This is a genomic window from Rhizobium phaseoli (genome assembly GCF_003985125.1).
Classification (GTDB): Bacteria; Pseudomonadota; Alphaproteobacteria; order Rhizobiales; family Rhizobiaceae; genus Rhizobium; species Rhizobium phaseoli.
Window position 1 is genome coordinate 26,325 of the sequence record NZ_ML133578.1, and the last position, 17,746, is coordinate 44,070.

16 protein-coding genes and 1 pseudogene are annotated in these 17,746 nt (G+C 58.0%); 8 read left to right on the forward strand and 9 right to left on the reverse strand.

What is annotated here, in order from left to right; translation table 11 throughout:
• Positions 1-2: 2 nt before the first annotated feature.
• The 5 genes from hxsA to EFD56_RS21290 form a co-directional block, all read right to left on the reverse strand.
• Positions 3-617: a His-Xaa-Ser repeat protein HxsA gene (gene hxsA, locus EFD56_RS21270; protein ID WP_126906192.1), complete on the reverse strand. Its 615-nt coding sequence runs from the start codon at positions 615-617 to the stop codon at positions 3-5.
• A complete protein-coding gene (gene hxsC, locus EFD56_RS21275; RefSeq protein ID WP_126906193.1) occupies positions 614-1,702 on the reverse strand; it encodes a His-Xaa-Ser system radical SAM maturase HxsC in 1,089 nt (362 codons plus the stop codon). Before hxsC ends, hxsA begins: the two co-directional genes overlap by 4 nt.
• Complete coding sequence (hxsB, locus tag EFD56_RS21280; protein ID WP_126906194.1) at positions 1,699-3,108, reverse strand: His-Xaa-Ser system radical SAM maturase HxsB; 1,410 nt, start codon at positions 3,106-3,108, stop codon at positions 1,699-1,701. Before hxsB ends, hxsC begins: the two co-directional genes overlap by 4 nt.
• Complete coding sequence (locus tag EFD56_RS21285) at positions 3,105-3,353, reverse strand: hypothetical protein (protein ID WP_126906195.1); 249 nt, start codon at positions 3,351-3,353, stop codon at positions 3,105-3,107. Before EFD56_RS21285 ends, hxsB begins: the two co-directional genes overlap by 4 nt.
• Positions 3,354-3,443: 90 nt before the next feature.
• On the reverse strand, positions 3,444-4,625 hold the full coding sequence (locus EFD56_RS21290; protein WP_126906196.1) for a hypothetical protein: 1,182 nt from the start codon (positions 4,623-4,625) through the stop codon (positions 3,444-3,446).
• A 425-nt stretch (positions 4,626-5,050) separates the two neighbouring features.
• Here EFD56_RS21290 and EFD56_RS21295 point away from each other — a divergent pair, with 425 nt between their 5' ends.
• The 3 genes from EFD56_RS21295 to EFD56_RS21305 are packed head-to-tail and all read left to right on the forward strand — an operon-like array spanning position 5,051 to position 9,429.
• Positions 5,051-7,390 carry a phospholipase D-like domain-containing protein gene (locus EFD56_RS21295; RefSeq protein ID WP_126906197.1) on the forward strand — a complete coding sequence of 780 codons (2,340 nt, stop codon included), beginning with the start codon at positions 5,051-5,053 and terminating at the stop codon, positions 7,388-7,390.
• A 9-nt stretch (positions 7,391-7,399) separates the two neighbouring features.
• Complete coding sequence (locus EFD56_RS21300) at positions 7,400-9,001, forward strand: hypothetical protein (protein ID WP_126906198.1); 1,602 nt, start codon at positions 7,400-7,402, stop codon at positions 8,999-9,001.
• Positions 8,998-9,429 carry a hypothetical protein gene (locus tag EFD56_RS21305; protein WP_126906199.1) on the forward strand — a complete coding sequence of 144 codons (432 nt, stop codon included), beginning with the start codon at positions 8,998-9,000 and terminating at the stop codon, positions 9,427-9,429. Before EFD56_RS21300 ends, EFD56_RS21305 begins: the two co-directional genes overlap by 4 nt.
• A 21-nt stretch (positions 9,430-9,450) precedes the next feature.
• Here the strand turns inward: EFD56_RS21305 and EFD56_RS21310 are convergent, their stop codons facing one another.
• Positions 9,451-11,841, reverse strand: a complete 2,391-nt coding sequence (locus tag EFD56_RS21310; RefSeq protein WP_126906200.1) for a hypothetical protein — start codon at positions 11,839-11,841, stop codon at positions 9,451-9,453.
• 219 nt (positions 11,842-12,060) lie between these two features.
• Between EFD56_RS21310 and EFD56_RS21315 the strand changes: the two genes are divergently transcribed.
• Positions 12,061-12,294 (forward strand): hypothetical protein, encoded by a 234-nt coding sequence (locus EFD56_RS21315; RefSeq protein WP_245440629.1) that lies wholly within the window; start codon positions 12,061-12,063, stop codon positions 12,292-12,294.
• A 132-nt stretch (positions 12,295-12,426) separates the two neighbouring features.
• On the opposite strand, the gene EFD56_RS21320 is transcribed toward EFD56_RS21315, so the two are convergent.
• The gene (locus tag EFD56_RS21320) at positions 12,427-12,636 is read right to left on the reverse strand and encodes a hypothetical protein (protein WP_126906201.1); all 210 of its coding nucleotides are present in this window, start codon (positions 12,634-12,636) and stop codon (positions 12,427-12,429) included.
• A 129-nt stretch (positions 12,637-12,765) separates the two neighbouring features.
• On the opposite strand from EFD56_RS21320, the gene EFD56_RS21325 reads away from it, so the two are divergent.
• The 3 genes and pseudogenes from EFD56_RS21325 to EFD56_RS21335 form a co-directional block, all read left to right on the forward strand.
• Positions 12,766-13,215 carry a GNAT family N-acetyltransferase gene (locus EFD56_RS21325; protein ID WP_126906202.1) on the forward strand — a complete coding sequence of 150 codons (450 nt, stop codon included), beginning with the start codon at positions 12,766-12,768 and terminating at the stop codon, positions 13,213-13,215.
• A 496-nt stretch (positions 13,216-13,711) separates the two neighbouring features.
• Complete coding sequence (locus EFD56_RS21330; RefSeq protein WP_126906203.1) at positions 13,712-14,101, forward strand: DUF4304 domain-containing protein; 390 nt, start codon at positions 13,712-13,714, stop codon at positions 14,099-14,101.
• Between the two features lie 539 nt (positions 14,102-14,640).
• Positions 14,641-15,713 (forward strand): annotated as a pseudogene (locus EFD56_RS21335) (IS3 family transposase); the annotation flags it as partial.
• A 336-nt stretch (positions 15,714-16,049) separates the two neighbouring features.
• Here the strand turns inward: EFD56_RS21335 and EFD56_RS32725 are convergent.
• Positions 16,050-16,187 carry a hypothetical protein gene (locus tag EFD56_RS32725; RefSeq protein ID WP_164736851.1) on the reverse strand — a complete coding sequence of 46 codons (138 nt, stop codon included), beginning with the start codon at positions 16,185-16,187 and terminating at the stop codon, positions 16,050-16,052.
• A gap of 83 nt (positions 16,188-16,270) precedes the next feature.
• Entirely contained in the window at positions 16,271-16,543 is a 273-nt protein-coding gene (locus EFD56_RS21340) for a hypothetical protein (RefSeq protein WP_126906204.1), read from the reverse strand.
• A 435-nt stretch (positions 16,544-16,978) separates the two neighbouring features.
• On the opposite strand from EFD56_RS21340, the gene EFD56_RS32950 reads away from it, so the two are divergent.
• Positions 16,979-17,707 carry a hypothetical protein gene (locus tag EFD56_RS32950; protein ID WP_206513421.1) on the forward strand — a complete coding sequence of 243 codons (729 nt, stop codon included), beginning with the start codon at positions 16,979-16,981 and terminating at the stop codon, positions 17,705-17,707.
• Positions 17,708-17,746 lie beyond the last annotated feature (39 nt).

Here is a 17,746-nt window from a genome sequence, read left to right on the forward strand (position 1 = left end):
ATTCAGTTTGCGGCGATGCCAAAGGCGTCAAGCACCTCCGGCGTGATGGTTCCAGTCGCCCTGAGTTTGTAGTCCGTCTGCATAGCCATAAGCGCGGTTTTGCAGGCGGGGCCGACTTTCCCGTCGATCAGGCCCGAGTAGTAGCCATAGGCAGTGAGTGCGGTCTGAACCTGCATGACGATGCGGGTGAACTTCTCGCTATTGCCCGGGAGCGTCTTGAGCGGGGCGGCCAGCGCAGGTGCGGCCGGAGTGATCGCGTAGGTAGGTGAGGGTGGGACCGGAACCGCAGTTGGAGCGGGCGGCGGGGTGTAGACCGGCTTTGGCGCGGTATATGTCGGAGCGGTGTAAACCGGTGCGGGTGCGCTGTAGCTAGGAGAACTATAGGTTCGATAGCTATAACCGCTGCCACTGCTGGATCGGTGACTCGAGTGCGAGCGATGGGAGCTATGTGACCTGTGGCCCGCCAGTGTGTAGATGTGTTTAAGCTTTAGGCGCTCAAGCACCGACGGCACCGGGCTTGGTTTGGAGACCAGGTCGCCCGGGACCATCGCATCAGCTTTGGACGGCATAAAGCCCGCCGCCAAAAACGACGGGATGAGAAAAAGCCTTTTCTTCATATTGGACCCAGCGCGGAGAACCCCTCGTTGTGACTATACCATTCGAAAAAACCACCACAAGCTGCGCGCTGGTCACACTGCGAGCAAAAATCGAGATACTTGCGCTTCCAGTCCGATATGGTCGACGGCGCGTACGAGCGGTATGCCATCGGCACCGAACAAAGCGGAAAATTGTAGAGCGAGACGTCAACTCCCCTGGCAACGCTGAGGTCTATCGCCGAGGCTATAGGCGCGAAGTCAGCGGACGAGTCGTAGAACGACTTCTGCCAGTTCATACGTCCGTAGCCGATCCGCTCCATCTGCATGAGGGCCCAGACGTGAACGAAGCTGAGCCTCGTGAACACAAAATCCGCCAAGTCAGCGAGCCCGCTGATGTTCTGGCGCATCACCACAGTGCGAAGTTCGACCGATGCGCCGGCGGTCATGAGAGCGCCCAAGCCCTTTTCAAGCTGACGAAACGCCCCGGGTTTCCCGACGATCTCGTCGTGTGCTGCAGGATCGGCCGAATATAACGGAACTCCCCAGAGGATGCGTCCAGTTCCGATCTCCAACAGTGCCGCGACATCTGACGGCTCGAAATGCTGGCCGTTCGTCAGGATGTGAAAGGTGACGTCGGGCCGTGCTTGGCTGACTGCCCGCAGCATGTCGAACAGTCTCGATTTAAGGAGGAGGGGTTCGCCGCCGGATATCCCGATCACCGCTCCGGTGGGCGACAGGAGTGCAGCTTCCGCAAACTGGCCAAAGAGATCGGTGTGCTGGCTCTTGGGCGGCTGTGAGCACATGACGCAGAGCTGGTCGCACTGCTCGGTAACAAGGAAGGTGTTGTGCTGCGACGAGGCTCTTATAAGCCTTTGGGCGCTTGCCTGGCCCGGTAGGGCGAGGATGACATCTCCGTCATAGTCCTCGCCGCCCTGAGGATGGAGCACGAGCGAAAACCCATTGAGGTCGTACTCCAGGCGATCGCTTGATCGATCTATCAAGACGGCATCGCTCTCGGACGTCGCGTCCGTGGCCGAGTTGCACAGCCTGACCACGAGCGGTTCCGCCAAGGGTAGCTGATCGATCGGCACTCTGAGGTTTATCATCGATGCCACCTCGCCAGTGCGCGATCGAACTGATGCACCCCAGCCCATATCGCCATGGATTTCCGGACCTTGGGGTCATCGGAATAGATCATCGAGAAGATTTTATCGAAGATGTAGGTATGCCGCTGGCAGAAATCCGTGAAGTGTTTGGGCATGTCGATCCGGCCGTAGCGGGAAAGGTCGTCGACCAGGTCGACGCCACAGTAGGGCTGGTAGGGACAGTGCACGCAGTCCGGATGATAGTTGTTCAGCGCTTCGGAGTTCAAGGTTTCGATTGTCGAGCGGTCTATCCCGTCGAACACGTCCCCCATAGAGAGGTCGAACTGACCGAGACGGGTGACCATCCGCGCTTCGTCCGTAGGGTAGACCTTGCCGTCGTAATCAATGACCACATAGCCGTAGCCGACGATGTTGGGGCTTCTGAGATCGACATGCCCGTTATGGCCTGATCTCAGAACTCGCCGCAGGCAATGGACGAAATAGTACTCTTCGACTGCGTAATCCGCTGTCCAGTTGTATTCGACGAGGTCGTCGATGAAGTCGGAATGGTATTTGTTCCAGGTGGCGGCTGAGGCTGCCGCGTCGTATTTCTTCCGCGCGAATCCCTGGAAGTTGATCGGCCTCAGATAGATGGACCGCATCCCGAGGAATGCATAGGTTTCGATCACGGACCGTGCGAGGGGCGGACGGTGCGGGTTTATTGTCGGCAAAGCGGAGACCTTATCCGTTCCCAGCTGCTTGAGTGCGCGATGTAGGTTAGACTCGAAGGCCCGTGTTTTGTCGCAGGAGAGCGTACGCTGCCTCTCGTGCGTAAGCATGTCGCCATCGAGTGACGTACTGACGACGACATCTGGGAGTTGGAAAAATTGCCAAGCATCCTCCGAGATTTCCTGAAGGTTGGTGCAGACGACGAACTCGCAGCTCTCGAATGTCGTCAGACAGAACTCTCGGACTTTGGTGAGGACGTCTAAGCGAAGGCTGGGTTCTCCTCCCTGAAATTCGATCTTGATTTTGCGCGTGGTTAGGCCGCCCAGAAACCTAAGGACTGCATCGAGCGTGCGGTCGTCCCAGTCGAAACCCGGCGTGTTTTCGTTGACCCGTGATACCTGGCAGTAACCGCAGGCAAGGTTGCAGCGGAGCGTGGGCACTAGGATGACGTAATCGAGTTCGCCGGGGCTATATAAACGGCTCGCGAACCGATGTTCGAAGCCCGCGTAGGCGAGGTCCCCCGCTTCCTCGAACGCGTGCCCATTTCGAAGGAGATAGTCCTGGTCTCGATCGGTCAAACGATCCAGGGCATATCGGGTCAGAAAGTCATGATCGGATTTGAAGTATGAGCCGGCTTCGTCGGCAAATAGCAGATCACCAGACGGCGAGGGACGGAAGCGCAGCGGAAAGACAGTCATCGCCCGGTCACACCGGCGACCAGCGCGCGCCTCAGGGGCAGGGTCTCGCTATAAATCTTCTGGCGATAAAGGCAGAACATGAACTGCTGTTCTAGGTCCCTGATGTCGACGACCTCGTTTCCGGCGATAACGGCGGTGGCCCCGCTTATCATCACGTCCATGCCAGGATTGAGGTAGCGAAACCGTACCACCGCATCGGCGACATATGGCGCGAGTTCAGGGGCGATCTCGAAATTCAGGAGCATGATATAGGTCGGTGTATTTGCAGGTGTTGGTTGAACATATCGGCCCAAGGATTCGTGAGCAATCGCTAAATCTTCGGATGGTTACGACGATCAGTGAGCGTTCTCGGCGATGGTCTTAAAACAATCGTCCATCGGGCCGACTTCACGTTTCAGCAAATCTGTCCATTCGCCGTCGTCAAAACCGAAGAACTGGAGGTAGCATTTGCTGGCTTCGTAGTCGGCCCATTGCGCCACAAGGAGCCGGCTGTCGAGCTGGTACTTCAAGCTGAGGTACATATTATCCTCGCCACCGACGGGAACGTTGAACACCTGGCCCGTTCGGTTGTTGCCGACGTAAGCGAAGGAGCACCCGGTGCCGCAACCGATCTGAATCACAGAATACTCTCCGGCAAATGCGGGGCCGCCGCTCATCCCATCAGTTATCCGTGTCCGAAAATTGGTGAACTCTTTGTCCCGCCCGGGGAAGTCGGGGAAGTTGTTCGGTCCGGAGTAGGTACGGAAGACCGGGAGTTGCCCTGGCTTGATCCGTGCCAGTGAGATGGCCGGGTGTTTGGATGTAATCTCTTGTGATGACCAGGTAATCGCCCTGTAGCCGATGTCCAATGTTCGCTTGGTGCCTTGGCTATTTTCCAGGTACTCGCGCCTGGAAACGCCGATTGTCCTAAGCTTGGCGGCCGGGGGCGCGTTTTTGTACGCGTCTGCTCCGAAGGTTGCCTTGAGCTTTGCGGCCTCATCGCTGTCTATCGACGTCACGAATGTCGCGACGGCGTCCGTCCCGCTGACGTCAAAATAGCTGAGAATGCTGATCGCCCCGCCGGAGGAAGCGACGACCGGGGATTGGGAGGCATAGAGGATTCCCTTGGAGCCCATCTGCGATCGGATTTCGCTCAAGGATGTTTTGCCGAACGTCAACGCACCGTAGCCCGTCGACGGCCCAGCGCCGCCTTTCGGCCAAGTCGCCTGGAGCGCGACGAGGCGGTCCGAAGGCTTCTGATAGGTAGCCTCGAGGTCCACTCCATCGGAGCCATGATACGTTAGTGTCGTGAACGCACCGTCCGCTTTCGTTTCCGATGGTACACCGAGCCGCTGAAGGGTAATCTTGTCGTCGCCAAGCTGAAATCCCTCGATCGACTGAGCGCCCGAAGTCGATGCCGCAGTAAGCAAAGCAAACAGGGTGATCAGGCCGAAAACCCGATTTTGGTGCCCCGTTAAACCGAGTGCACGAGCCCTTACGCCTGCCATTGCGAGACCAACCAATTGTTCGGATATCATTAGTATTCCCTCAGAGGCTGAGGCTACCAAGAAGATGCGCTTATGCAAGCATTCTGTTTAAGGAAACATCGTACAAGTTGCGCCCGTGTCGGTGACCAGTTGGCTCAACATTCCCCTGACTTTGATGCCCGCAACTACGGATTTGCGCGATGTCCGATCACGCCATAGCCCCCCAACTGCCGATCCCTTAGGGGGCGTCACGCAGTGCGTCCTCATTTAGAGTAGAATAAACCTAGAGTTTCTTTCCTCAATCGGAGCTACTTCCGGATCGCGGTCCTTCAGTGTATACCTCGCGACCGAGAAGAGCTGGGGGGCTTTTGTTGGAATTGTCGTTTTCACCACGCGCATTACTGGCGTCTCACGCCTGGACATCGGTATTCTTTACAACCTATTCACTCAGCCTATCGTTTCTAGAAGCCATACCATTGGCGGCGGTCAATCGAAGTTACCGCGATTTCACTGTCGTAACCGACGTGGCAGGTTACCGTTCGTCATTGGCGGATGTCGGCGCGGTCGGTATCGGTCGCGATTACAATCTTGTGCCAGTCCAGTGCGCGACCGGGGTATTCCATCCCAAGATCGGTCTGTTCGCTGCTCAAGACGGCGAGGTCAGAGCAACCGTCGGCTCGGGGAACCTGTCGTTCGGTGGATGGGGGTACAACAACGAGGTTCTGGAGGTCCTTCGCCCAGGGCGAGACTCCGCATGCTTTTCTGGATTGGCAGACCTGATCGAAGCAATCCAGCGTGAGGCCCGTCCAGGAGGATTTCTCGATTGCCTGCGCGCTCCCGACCTCCATAACTACGTGTCGCTGGCCCGTCGGTCCTCTCTGGTGCCAGGCAGCGGGACCGGGCGGCTCCTGCACACCATGGCTGGTCCCTTGACTTCGCAAATCGCAGGCTTGGTGGACGAACTGGGCGGCGCTGAAGAGTTGACAATTGTCTCGCCCTTTTTCTCGGCCCATCACGGGATCGCCGCGCTCGCCCAAGCGGTCGGGTGCGATAATCTCCGGGTCGCCGTGCCCCCGCGAGCGCCATCGGTTTTCGACTTCTCGGCAGCCTCCGCCGCCGGTCTCCAGGTTCGCCCAGTTTCCTGTGACGAATTCAACGATAGCCGCCCGCTTCACTCCAAGTTGTTCGACATTGGTTGTCGCCAAGGGCGATTGATTGTCAGCGGCAGCGCCAACGCGACGGTTCAGGCGCTCGGGAGAGCAAACGTCGAAGCGGTCGTCGCCCGTATCCACGACCGCGCTCCGATGTTCGGTTGGATATCGGCCAATGCGCAGGGGTGCCAAACGACCGGAGAGGAGGCACCGCGAGAGGAGGAGCGCGCCTCGCTTGCCGTCGACTACGATGGCGGACTCATCAAAGGACGTGTCATGGGAGGCGGCGTGACCGCCGGGACTTGGACGGTCAGTATTGCTTGGGGCGCGAGGAGGGAAGCTGGACCGGACGTGGTCATCGATGAAGATGGCTACTTCGCATTTAAGCCGCCAGGCTCATTCGATCCGATGAGGGTTGGGTCGTCAGTCCAGCTAATCCTGCTGCGAGAAGCGGCCGAGCTTCGAGGATGGCTTATCCTTCGCGGCTTCATCGATGCGATGAACAGGCGAGGGCCGATCGCTCGCTCTCTCGGGCGGATGATCGCAGGCGTCGAAACGCTCAATGATCTCACGGCTATCATGGAATACGTGTCGCGAGAACCACGAACGTTTCTCGATGCCGCCGAACGGTCTGGGGGAGGGAGATCGGATCGTGAGCAGACAGCGGGCCTGAAAGTGGTTCGACCATTCGCCGCGGGTGACGCCTTCGGACTCTCCCATAATGGAGACAGAGGATCGGGCATCGTCAGCAATGGCGATGAATTGATCGACGCACTGGTTCGTATGCTCGCGACCGCCGCTCCGCAAGAAAACGACGACAGTGGCGATGACGAGGAAGAGGACGACCTTTCTCTTCACGGAGGAAACGAGAACCGAAAGCAGGGGGGTGGCAAAGAGCCGAAAAGCGGAGGCCAGACGCAAAGAGTGAAGCCACAGGTCATGGAGGTGGCCTTCAATCGCCTCTTCGAGGAGCTGGTGCGAGTACCAGCTGGTCCAGCCCGCGCACCGGGATTATTTTTGGTCTTCGATATGATCGCCAGGATCGCTCCCCGAAGTTCTCTTGGCGAAGAGCTGGTCCCGCGGCTTTTGGCAAAGTGGTTGCAGACGGCGGCCGGCTCGAGGCCGGTAGATGTGGACCCGACGGGATTGGACGAATGTGTAGCGGCAACAGTGTGCAGGCTCGTTATCGGTGACTCTGGCAAGGCCCGGGCCATGCACGAATTCCTCCAGGCCTGGACCGGAGGCGAGGTGCCTGAGGAATTCGAAGTATTCTGTGAACCGCAAGCCGGAAAGCTAAACGAAGAGGCTTTGGCTCCTGGAACACAGCAGAGCCAATGGTCGGAGGCATGGTCGGCAATCCTAAGGACGAAGACCCCCTGGAGCCGCATGAACGATCTCCGCAAGGCGCTGGCTGAGAAGAATGGCCCATACGAACCGCCAAGCGGCGCGACCACGAATGAACTCGCGACGATTTCTCGATTTTCCGCAAGGGAAGGGCGTCTGGACCGCATTGTATGGATGGAGTCCAGGGCCGGCGACAAACCAGGTTGTCCAAGGTGTGGATTTAGGTTCCCCGGCCTAAGCCAGTCGCGCTTCAAGCGAAACCGGATTGCTACCTGCGACAATTTCCACTGCGGCCGTGTCGTGGTCGACGTATCCCTTTAGGAGAGCGTGATGAAACTCGCCGATATCGACAAGATTTTCGATGACAACGCCGGAATGCGGGTCGTCGCACCCCTCGAAGTCGAAGAAAGCGGCGTCGATCCGATTGGCCTGAGGCAGATAAACCTGGACATCATGGACAACGTGACGCCGGGGATCAACAACGTCACTCAGCACGTTCGCTATTACACTTTCGTAGCGTGGGCGGCATGGAAGGCGTCGACCCAAGCAGCCCGTGAAGGTGTCGATGATCCACAGGTCATCGCCGACCTCATGGAAAGATATGAAGCCCTGTTTGCATGGTCACATCTACTCGACCGTCGGCCCTTCAGAGGTTCGACCCCGTTGCGGCAGACGATCGATCGGACCCCTAAAGGGGAAGCCTTCCGTTTCGAGGGCGAGGTTTGGGACAAATATAAGCGGACCCGTACGAACATCATGGCTCCGACCGAATACGGACCTTCCATCAAAGCACTGCGCTATCTCAGCCTCGATGAGGCCATCGTGACAAACCAGGTGATGCCTGCTGTCATGGATTTCGAGGCGCGCGTTCAGAAGGTGCTGTCTCCGCATCTGCTCGCTGTCGCGCCGCCTTCGGTCAAAGCGTCCGAGATAGAAGAGTTTGCCAAAGAGCTTCCTGTCGAAGACCCGTCCGATGTGGAGCGCGCTGTATTCAGATTGATGTTCCACGAGATCGGTTCCGATGAATTGGCCTCCCCAGCGATGCGCCGCCGCAAGGGTACGATCGACTACTTGATCGGATTGCTGAGGGAGATGGGGCCGTCGACACAAGATGATATTCGCAGGCGGTTCGTTATGAATCACCTTCCAGCTGGTATAGTGGGGGATGCCGAACACGCGACCCTGTCAGCGATCATGCTGGCTTATCTTCAAGCCCGACAGCTTCAGAGATTGGCGACAGAGGCGATGCTGCTTTGGACGGAGCGAGTCCTTGCAGAGGAGAGCGAAGGGGGAGCGCCGCGCCCGATCCCTACCGAGGAGTTAGTCAGCCGAGCAGACGTTGCTGCCGCCACTTTAGATGACACTTACCAGGCGTCCGAGACGGTGGGCGGCTATTTCGCGTCCGTCGTGTCCATGGGCAAAGACACGGGTTGGCCAGCGAGCGCTGCACGTCCAGGGACCGCTGTTGTAGACCTCGTGGCTTCGCTGCGGGATGCTCAACAGAAGGACCCGACGCGGATACCCGGTCTGGCCGCTCGTAGTTTCGCAATCGTAAAGGCAGTGAACGATGCGCTAACGCTAGCCGATCTTCCGCAGACGTCACAAAGGGTCATTGACGGACGTCCAGATAGGCTGCCGATAGGTCTGATGTCGACACGCCTCGAAGCAATTTCGGAAAGACCACGCGCTTCCATGTGGGCTGAGATCATTGAAGGCTGGGTGATCGGACAACACGTTCATTGGTCGGCCGTCAGGGGCGGGGACGGAAAAAAGCGATTGCGAATAAGCCTTGAAGTAGCGGGCTGGATGCGAGTCCGGACACGTGCGACCGGCAATTTCCTCCCGACGCCTGACCGATTGTTTACGCTGCTAGCACTAAGCGCGTCTTGCGGGCTCATTCAAAGGACCGCCGATGGGCGATTTGCGGCATGAGCAACGGCATCTTCCCCAATCCGACTCTTCGCGATCTGGCGTGTGAAATCGGCCAAGTGCAAATCTATTGGTGCTTCCTCGAGGCCGAAATGCGCCGCCAACTGGAGGAAGCAGGCCTTCAAGGGCGATTGGCCAAGGGGACCGTTATCACCCAATGGAGAGCGTACATGGGCGACGTCGCGGCGGGTTCGAAAAGTGGCGGGCTCGTCGAGTATCTCAGTGCGGTGGAGAAGGTTTCGAGGTTCCGGAATCTTCTTGCGCACGGCATCCAGTCCGTCACTGCCAATCCGTGGGAGAGCGACAGCGCGGTGGTAGTTTGCGTAGGTCCCGATGGCTCCAGCCACAAACTTCCGATTGAAACGATCCGCGGATTGGCGGAAGAAATCGATAGGGTGCGGCGGTCGCTGCGTCGGATCACGCTCGTTTAGGACTGTCGTCTACTTCACAGTCTACGCATCTCTGGACTTGCCCTTGGTTGGCATGTTGGAAGCCAAACTTTTCCACACTTGAGAAGCCTTCTTTCCCGCTGCCTTCGTTTTTGACGGCTCCGAGGCCAGGACCTTGAGCAGCCCCGTCAGCTCGGCTTCGACCGCGACAGGGTGAACGGCTGCTTGCCTCATGACCTCAAGGCATGCCCTTGCCTTCGTCGGCTGGCGCAGGTTACGGAAACTGTGCTCGAGATCGTAGCTAGCCTCTTCGAGCGAGACGATTTCGTCCGAAAATCGCGACTCGACCCAGTTTCGCACCGGATGCTCACCTTCGGGCAGCTTTGTTCGTTTATCCTCGAACAGCTCGATCTTTGATCTGATGGCCGCGCCCAGCGCCACGCGAAACCGCTCGGTGGTCTCATCAAGTTCGGCAAGCCATTCAGATGACAGAAGGCGCGTTACCTGCTCCCGGGTCCATCCTGCTCCAAACAGCGCTCCAAGGCCACCGACGCTGCCGAGTACCAGCGCGCCGGCGGGACCGAACGCCAGGAGGCCAATTGTCTTTCCGGATATTCCACCCACAGCCGCCAGCCCACCCTTCACCGCGTTGTCGATCAGGACTGCGAGGGGCAAATCGGACAGCGGCATACGACCACGCCACCAGCGATACAAATTCCGTCCTGTAGAGGCAGCCATAGCGAAATAGGGGGCATGAAGGTCGCCGAGCGCTTCGCCAGCCTCCAGGGAGGTTCGCGTTATCAAGTCGGCGATCTCGTGATCGAAGCCATCGATGTAGAAGACCTTCGACGCCCAAGCCTCGCCGCTTGCCATGACCGCATCGGCAAGCTCGCCGTTTGCGTAGACGGGCATGTCTGGATACTTCGAAAAGTGTTCGCGCAAACCGTCCAGGCCGAGCAAGCACTTCACCTGGAAGGGATTTCCATCGACCAATAGATCGAAGGCCGGATTATTCGAGGTATCAGGGAATTCGACCACATATCCGTGCTCCGCCAGCCGCGCAGCTACGATCTGTTCTGAGACATATCCTCGGAGGTTGTTGCCCGCTCCAACAGCTGCCGCGCCAGTCATCGAGGCAATACGATCCGCGAACTGTCCGAACTTGAATATGTCGCTGATGTCCTCGATCCTTGAAAAATCCGCTGCGGAAACGACCATCGGATCGATCGAGGCGGCGTTGAATAGAATGTCCGCCGTGGTCGCAGCGCCAACGGTTGATATCTCCAAGGCATCGCCTCGGCTCGCCGATACAGCGCCTTCGAAGTATTTGGCGAAACGGTCGGCACTCTGTTGGCCGGGAAAACCTCGAGGCGCATCCGGGAGACGGCCGCCAATTGCTTTTGACACCGAAACCACCTTCACCTGAAACGCTTGGCGATCGGCGATGGGCAGATCGGCCAGGTCGTCAGCGGGTGCCGTCCGAAACTGATCGAGGACGGACGCGAGGCCATCCTCCCCTACAGACATTCCTCGGAGACCGAGGTGAACGACGACATTGGCCGCCAGTCGGCTGGCGCTCTGTCCATTGACGTGTCGGCTTGCCAAATACCCAATGCCGGCGACAGCTGGAACACTGAACAGTGGGTTCGCCAGCATGAACAGCGTCGAAACTGCGGCGGGACCACTCACGAAGGGAATGAATGCGGACGCTTGGGCGGCCAAGACGTAGGCGCTGAAGCCAGCGAGGTTCACGCCAACCCCCACAGCCAGAGCAGATGTTCCGGACACTGCCATGAGAAGGGCCGCATTGTCGCCCCTCTTCATTGAGTCTCGTATTGCTGCGTCCTGGGCTTCAGGGGGAAGCGTCTCGATATAGGCGCGCACCCTACGTTCGATCTCGGCTGTATCGTCGGCTTTCAGCTCGCCGGTTTGAGTTGCCTTGGCGATGCTATCGGCGACGAGCTTGGCCTTCTCATTCACCAGAAAATCGAAATCCGCGATATTTCCTCCGGTCGCCATCGTCCGCATCCGTCGAACCGCGCTCCCAACAGGCGATATACCGGCCGCATCACCCTTTTTTGGAAGCGGCTGCGCGATCACTGTCGCGGCGGCGTTTGCCAGGCTCGCACCTACCGCAGCGGCCGTCCTTGTCGAGAGCGGAAACTTGGGGTCGAGATCAAGTGACTGCATGACCCGCGTCCAGAGTCGCAGACGCAATGCGGATGTCGAAGCCCCTGACGCTGCGGTCTTGTCGGAGAGGTCACGCAGACGACGAGCAAAGGAAGCCAATTCTTTGTCGCGACTTCCATTCTGAAGATGGTTGAGAGTGTCGGCGATTTTATCCCGCGAGATGTTCAGTAGCGTCGTCGCTTCGAAGTTCGCCAGGAGGTCCGCTACCTCCCTGCGCTCGAGCGCGCCAAGCCCTGCCATGATTGCCCAAGGGGGTACGTGCATGCGATCACCTCATTTCCCAACCCTTCGTGCCGGAAGGCCTTCAGAAAGTCGAGGGCAATCGAACAGCGTGATGCTGAACGGTCAACTATGGGCGGATCGCATAGCGGCGTCCGTTTCCTTTGTGTCCCCACTGAAAAGAGCGTACGATCTACGCCGTCGGTCCTAACATTCGGCTGCGACCGCTTGAGAGATACTTGTGCTCCCGCCCAACCGGAGAGCATGGCGATGTATCTGCAATATCTCCTCACCCTCGATGATGACGGCATCGAATTGGTCACCAATGTAGTTCAGGACTGGTGCAAGGTTCACCACATCCCGCTGGAATGCGAACGGGGCCTTGATGCGATGCGTTTTGCAGTCGGGAGGACGCTTGCGGGGGAGAAATCGCCGCTTGCCCTTTCCGAGGCAATCACCACGCATATGCACCTGGAAAGTTTCCGGCACCCGGGCTGACGCTTGGATAGGGGTGATCCGTCAAAGGTCGACTCCACGCACCAGGATGGCAAGCTCAGACTAGCGCTTCGAGCTGCGGCGACGACCGTTTCTGTCGGAAAGTTCCACTGAAGCGGACATGACGTCACCCAACTACGGCCATCCCCACGACTTGGCCTGGCTGGCGAGCAAAACCAGCACAACGAAAAGCGCCATGAGCGGAAGTATCAGCTTGGCTTGTCTTGCGTGGAATGACGGAGGCGTTTTCATGATATCGGTTCGCATGCCCATCCCGGCCAGCATAACCCACATAATCGCGCCAAACGTCATGATGGCCGCAGTCAACAATATGGTGCTTGTCATGGCTGCACTTTAGGTGGTCGCGTCGATAACGCAACGTCCTCAGCTTCGCCGCTCCCACCAGGGCGAACATTGCGCCGAATGCCGAACGGAGGCATTCTCCGGCCGCGAGAGACATCGGATAGGTCAATCATGCTCAGGAAAGCGGTCGTTGGCGACATCGCAGCACTCAAACTCGTTCGGTCCTCTGTCGTCGAAAATATCCTCAGTGATCCTTCGAAGGTCACGGACGACGACTATGAATGGTTTGTGACGAATCCAGGCGTAGCCATCTGGGAAGAGAAGGGGATTATTGTCGGATTTTCTGCGGCCGACCCTCGCCAAGGCAACATTTGGGCGCTCTTCGTCACGCTTGGCTTCGAAGGGAAAGGCATTGGCTCACGTCTTCTCGCGGAAGCGTGCTCCTGCCTCCAGTCTGCGGGTGTCGAACGCGCATGGCTGACCACTGATCCAAGCACCAGAGCGGAACGGTTTTATCGAGCGGCTGGTTGGGAACACGTCGGCGAGAAGGACAACGAACTTCTGTTCGAGCTATCGCTCTCAGCGGATCAAAGAGTCGAAAGCAGCTCCCGCAGTTGGTGAGGTCTATCGACGCCGAACTCACACCACATCACCAGCTCGCGCGCCGCCTCGCGAGCCTCTGAGCCCAAAATGTCGCAATGGCGGCTCTCGCACCATTCCTTGAGTAAACCGTCCAGCATCTTTAGGTCAGTTGAAGACAACGCGCGTTTTTGCGAGGCCACTCTATGTGACATTCGATTTCCTCCCAAAAATCATACATTTACCGGCTCCTGGCCCAGCGTGCATGACCATATCCTAATGTTTCCCTCTCGAAAATACACTTTGACATGCTGCAGGGGCGGACCGCGTATCTACTTATTTCAACGCGGAAATTTCTGTTTGCGTCAGGGCGCTGACTACTGCTTGCCGAAGTGTTGGAGGCTGCCTACCGTTGACGATGATTTTCTAGGTTTCGCATTTTCTCATCAGTTGAATGGAACATAGCGAGCTGCACCGGGTGACACGGTGACTAAGAATACACGCTGGCAACGGCCGACAAATACTGGAGAGGAACTACATGGGTGAGGCTGCACGCGGTATCGATGAGGTAATCAAGCTTGGATTGGCGGACCTACTGAAAGCGCATGGTTTCAAAAGGTCGGGACGCAATTGGCATCGGGCCGATGGTGAAAACTGGCTGATCGTGAATGTCCAGGCGAGCAGTTCGAATTTCGGCGAAAATGGAAAGTTTGTCATAAATCTTGGAGTCTACGTGGCGGCGGTTGCAGCTCTTGCAGGAGAGGCCCCTATCGATGGAAAACCCAAGGAATACGACTCGACAATTCGGGAGCGGCTGGGGAGCCTCGCCTATGGCGAGGATCATTGGTGGGCGATCGAGTCAGGCTCAAACCTGGATTTGATATCCGCCGATCTCGTGGAAAAAATGCTGTCCGTCGGCCTTCCATAGCTCGAAACTCATCGAGACTTATCGCATCTCGCCGCTGCCCTCCGGAATAGGCCGTCTCTGCTGTCAGTCAGCGCGGCATGGCTCGTCGGCGATAAAGACGAAGCAATTCGGCGATTGCGAGAGGCGATAGAGCGCAGGCCTGCTGCCAGAGAGCGTTTCAGTGCCTGGGCGATCAACAATGGCGTCGCGCTCTGAGGCGGCTGGATGCGATCGTTTAAATGACGTCCACCAGATAAACATGGAAAGCTCGGAAAACGATCCCGGGCACAGCCACGCAATTGATGGCATGAGACTTGGCCTAGAGAAGATCAGTATGCCGGGTGGGCATGGCACTCGCCGTTTTGGCCAGATTCGGCTTGAGACGAACGGCCCGACAGGGAAGCCGGAGGGACGGTTCGGCGTCACACCTCTTTCACCCGCTGACCATTGTAGACGGTTCGCGAAGTCCCGATCCCCGTGAGCCTTGCCCTCGTGAAGCTCATCGAGATCAGCGTCAGCGCCAATAGGACGCCTGCATGCAGGATCAGAGCTGCGGGTAGCCGAACCAGTTGTTCGCCTGGCGCAAGCTGGCGTCCCAAGGGGCACTGACGGCGACGGCCGCCGAGGAGGAGGTCGTTCCGGCTTCCGAATACCGAGCACTTCAGGCCCAGGTGAAGGAGTTGCAACGCCTGTTGGGCAAGAAGACGATGGAGAGCGAAATCCTGAAGGAAGCTCTCGAAATCGCCGGTGGCCCAAAAAAACATCTGTTGCGCTCGCTCTCTCTTCCGAGGGGGATTTTGGAATGAAGACCGTCTGCGAAACTCTAGGTGTCGCCCGCTCGAATATCGCCGCGCGTGCCGCAAGCTCCCCTTCCAGAGCCAGAGGACGCCCGCCACTCCCGGATCGAGAACTGGTGGAGCACATCAAGGCCATCATCGCCGACATGCCCACCTACGGCTATCGGCGTGTCCATGCCATCCTGCGTCGGAATGCCCGGAAAGATGGGCGTTCGTGGCCCAATGCCAAGCGCGTCTACCGGGTGATGAAGCTGCACAATCTGCTGCTGGTGCGTCATACCGGAGCGGTCGATGATCGCCTTCACGACGGCCAAGTCGCCGTCGAGCGTTCGAACGTCAGATGGTGCTCCGACGGCTTCGAGATCGGCTGTGACAACAAAGAGAAGGTCCGCGTCGCCTTCGCCCTCGACTGCTGCGACCGCGAGGCAATCGCCCATGTCGCCACCACGCAGGGCATCAAGAGCGAAGACGTGCAGGACCTCGTGATCACCGCTGTCGAGAACCGTTTCGGCCGCATCAACGTGCTATCCGAGCCCATCGAATGGCTCACCGACAACGGCTCCTGCTTCATCGCGAAGGACACCGCATCCTTGCTACGCGACATCGGCATGGAGCCGTGCACGACACCGGTGCGAAGCCCACAGTCGAACGGAATGGCGGAGGCGTTCGTCAAAACCTTCAAGCGCGACTACGTCTCGGTCAATCCAACCCCGGATGCTGAAACCGTCATCGCTCAACTGCCATTCTGGTTCGAGCATTACAACAATCTTCATCCACACAGTGCTTTAGGATATCAATCGCCGCGCGAGTTCATCAGCTCGCAATCTCAAACCTGAGCATGTCCGGTCTTTTGGGGGCAACTCCAGCTTATAGCGGGCGAGGGTCAGTCGACTTTGTCAATCGTCTCCTTCGGATCATCGAACTCCAGTATCTCTTCGACGTACGAACCAGGTACACCCGTCTTGATGTGGAGGCACGCATCGACGGAATTCCGTTTGCTGGCAGGCTGGTGAAGTTGCCAAACATACTCCTCAAGCATTTCCCTCACGAGGTTAGGATAGCCGTTGTCCCGACGGCACTGTTCCATTGGGAAGAAGTGCATGTGGTCAAGCGCTTCGTCGCCTGGAAAAACCAATTTGACAAGACGGGGCTTCCCCCGCGCGGTCAACAGGTCAACCAACCGCATACTCGAGCAGACGGCGGTCAAATTCAGCCCCCTTGAAGAGATAGTCATAGCCCTTGATCATCTCGTTATACGAGATTGCGGCGTGCACCTGGCTCTCGCGGCCTTCGAGCAACCCTTCAAACATCGCCTTTTGCACAAGTTGGGGCGTCAATGCTTGATCAATCGAGGGAAAATTGTTCCTGATCCATTGCACTCGTTCGGAAATATTCAGCGGCCTGAGCCCAGTAGTCGAAAGCGCGGCGGCTTCAGGTCCGTCAGACGGGTGCCGTGGTAGGCACGCACCCGGTTCTCGCCGATCCAGTCAACCGTTCTGTCAATGACCGCGTCGATGTTCGTTGCGCCGGCAAACGCTTTGAGCGCGTCATCCGTATATTCGAACGTCGAACGCAGGAGCATGTCCTTCATCGCGGAATTTACGAGGGGGCCGAGCGCCACATCGAGCGGTTCCATCCAGTCGTTGCTGTCGAAATCAATGATCATCGGTTTCCTGTAAGCTCTAGCCGCCCGCAGATGGGGCAAACATTCTCGGCTTGCAAGTCGGCAGGGCGCTGTTCAACAGCCAATGAACAACCTTGGTGACAGATGCGCTATCTCGCGGATGCTGAATGGCAATACAGGCCCACGTGGTGGCGAGGAGACCGCATTAGTCGACCTGCAACGGGCGTAATACAAGGGGTTCTCGATTGAGCATCCCCGAAATGGGGAGAGGCCCATCTAAAATCCAAACCGCAAGTATTGCTGGAAATTGTTCTGCTGCTATACTCTCTCTGCGAGCGCCGCCAACGGCAGTTCCGGCATCAATCAGTGAAGAGCGAGTATCAGCAGTCTGGTCATAGGCGGTCGACAAACCGCACTGGCAACAGCTCGCAGTAAGTACCGAGACGCTCGTGATCGGACATTAAACGGGAGAGGGAAATGTCTGTAACTATTCTACCCGGCGGGACCGTAGATCGCGGCGGAGAAGCCGATGTCTGGAGTTTCACGGCGGTGGCTAACGGGCAATACGGGATCGTGCATATTGATCTGCCCAAGGGCACACCAAGGAACGCGGCAGCCGCAGCCGCGAAGGCTTTGCTGGAAGAGGACCCAAAACAACTCGAGGGCGTCGTGTCCACCGCCGTTGGCGGACAAACTCCCACAGGCACGAGTGGCCATGATGACAATGGAAGTAACGACGGGAGTGATGACGGCGACGATGGCGATGACAGTGGGGATGATGGAGATGAAGACGGTGGGGATGATAGCGGTGACGACGGAGATGTAGACGAGAACCGCGGCCGCGACGACGAAGGCGATGGTGTCGGCGGGGGCGGAGCACTAGAAGAGCGGATCGCGAAAGCCATTGCCCGCGGCCTGATCTCGGGCGTCATCCCGCTCCCCGATGACCGTGGCGACGGCGATGGATCGGGTCAAATGCAAGAAGGGCGCTTGGCCATACTGATAGCCAAAGTGACGTCGGGCGAACTTGTCGTGCCTCACTATGATCCCGGAGATAGTTTGGGGGATGATGTCGCCCTCATCGATCGAGCCAAAGTGGAAGCCCTTGTCGCGCGCGCTATTGCAATAGGAATCCCGAGGCCGGACGACAGCGGTGACGGCGATGGCACTGGTCGGCCAATTCCGACGCTCGGACCAGGTCTCTAGATATTGAGGTTCCCAGTAAGTCTGAAGCGCGCCCCTGAA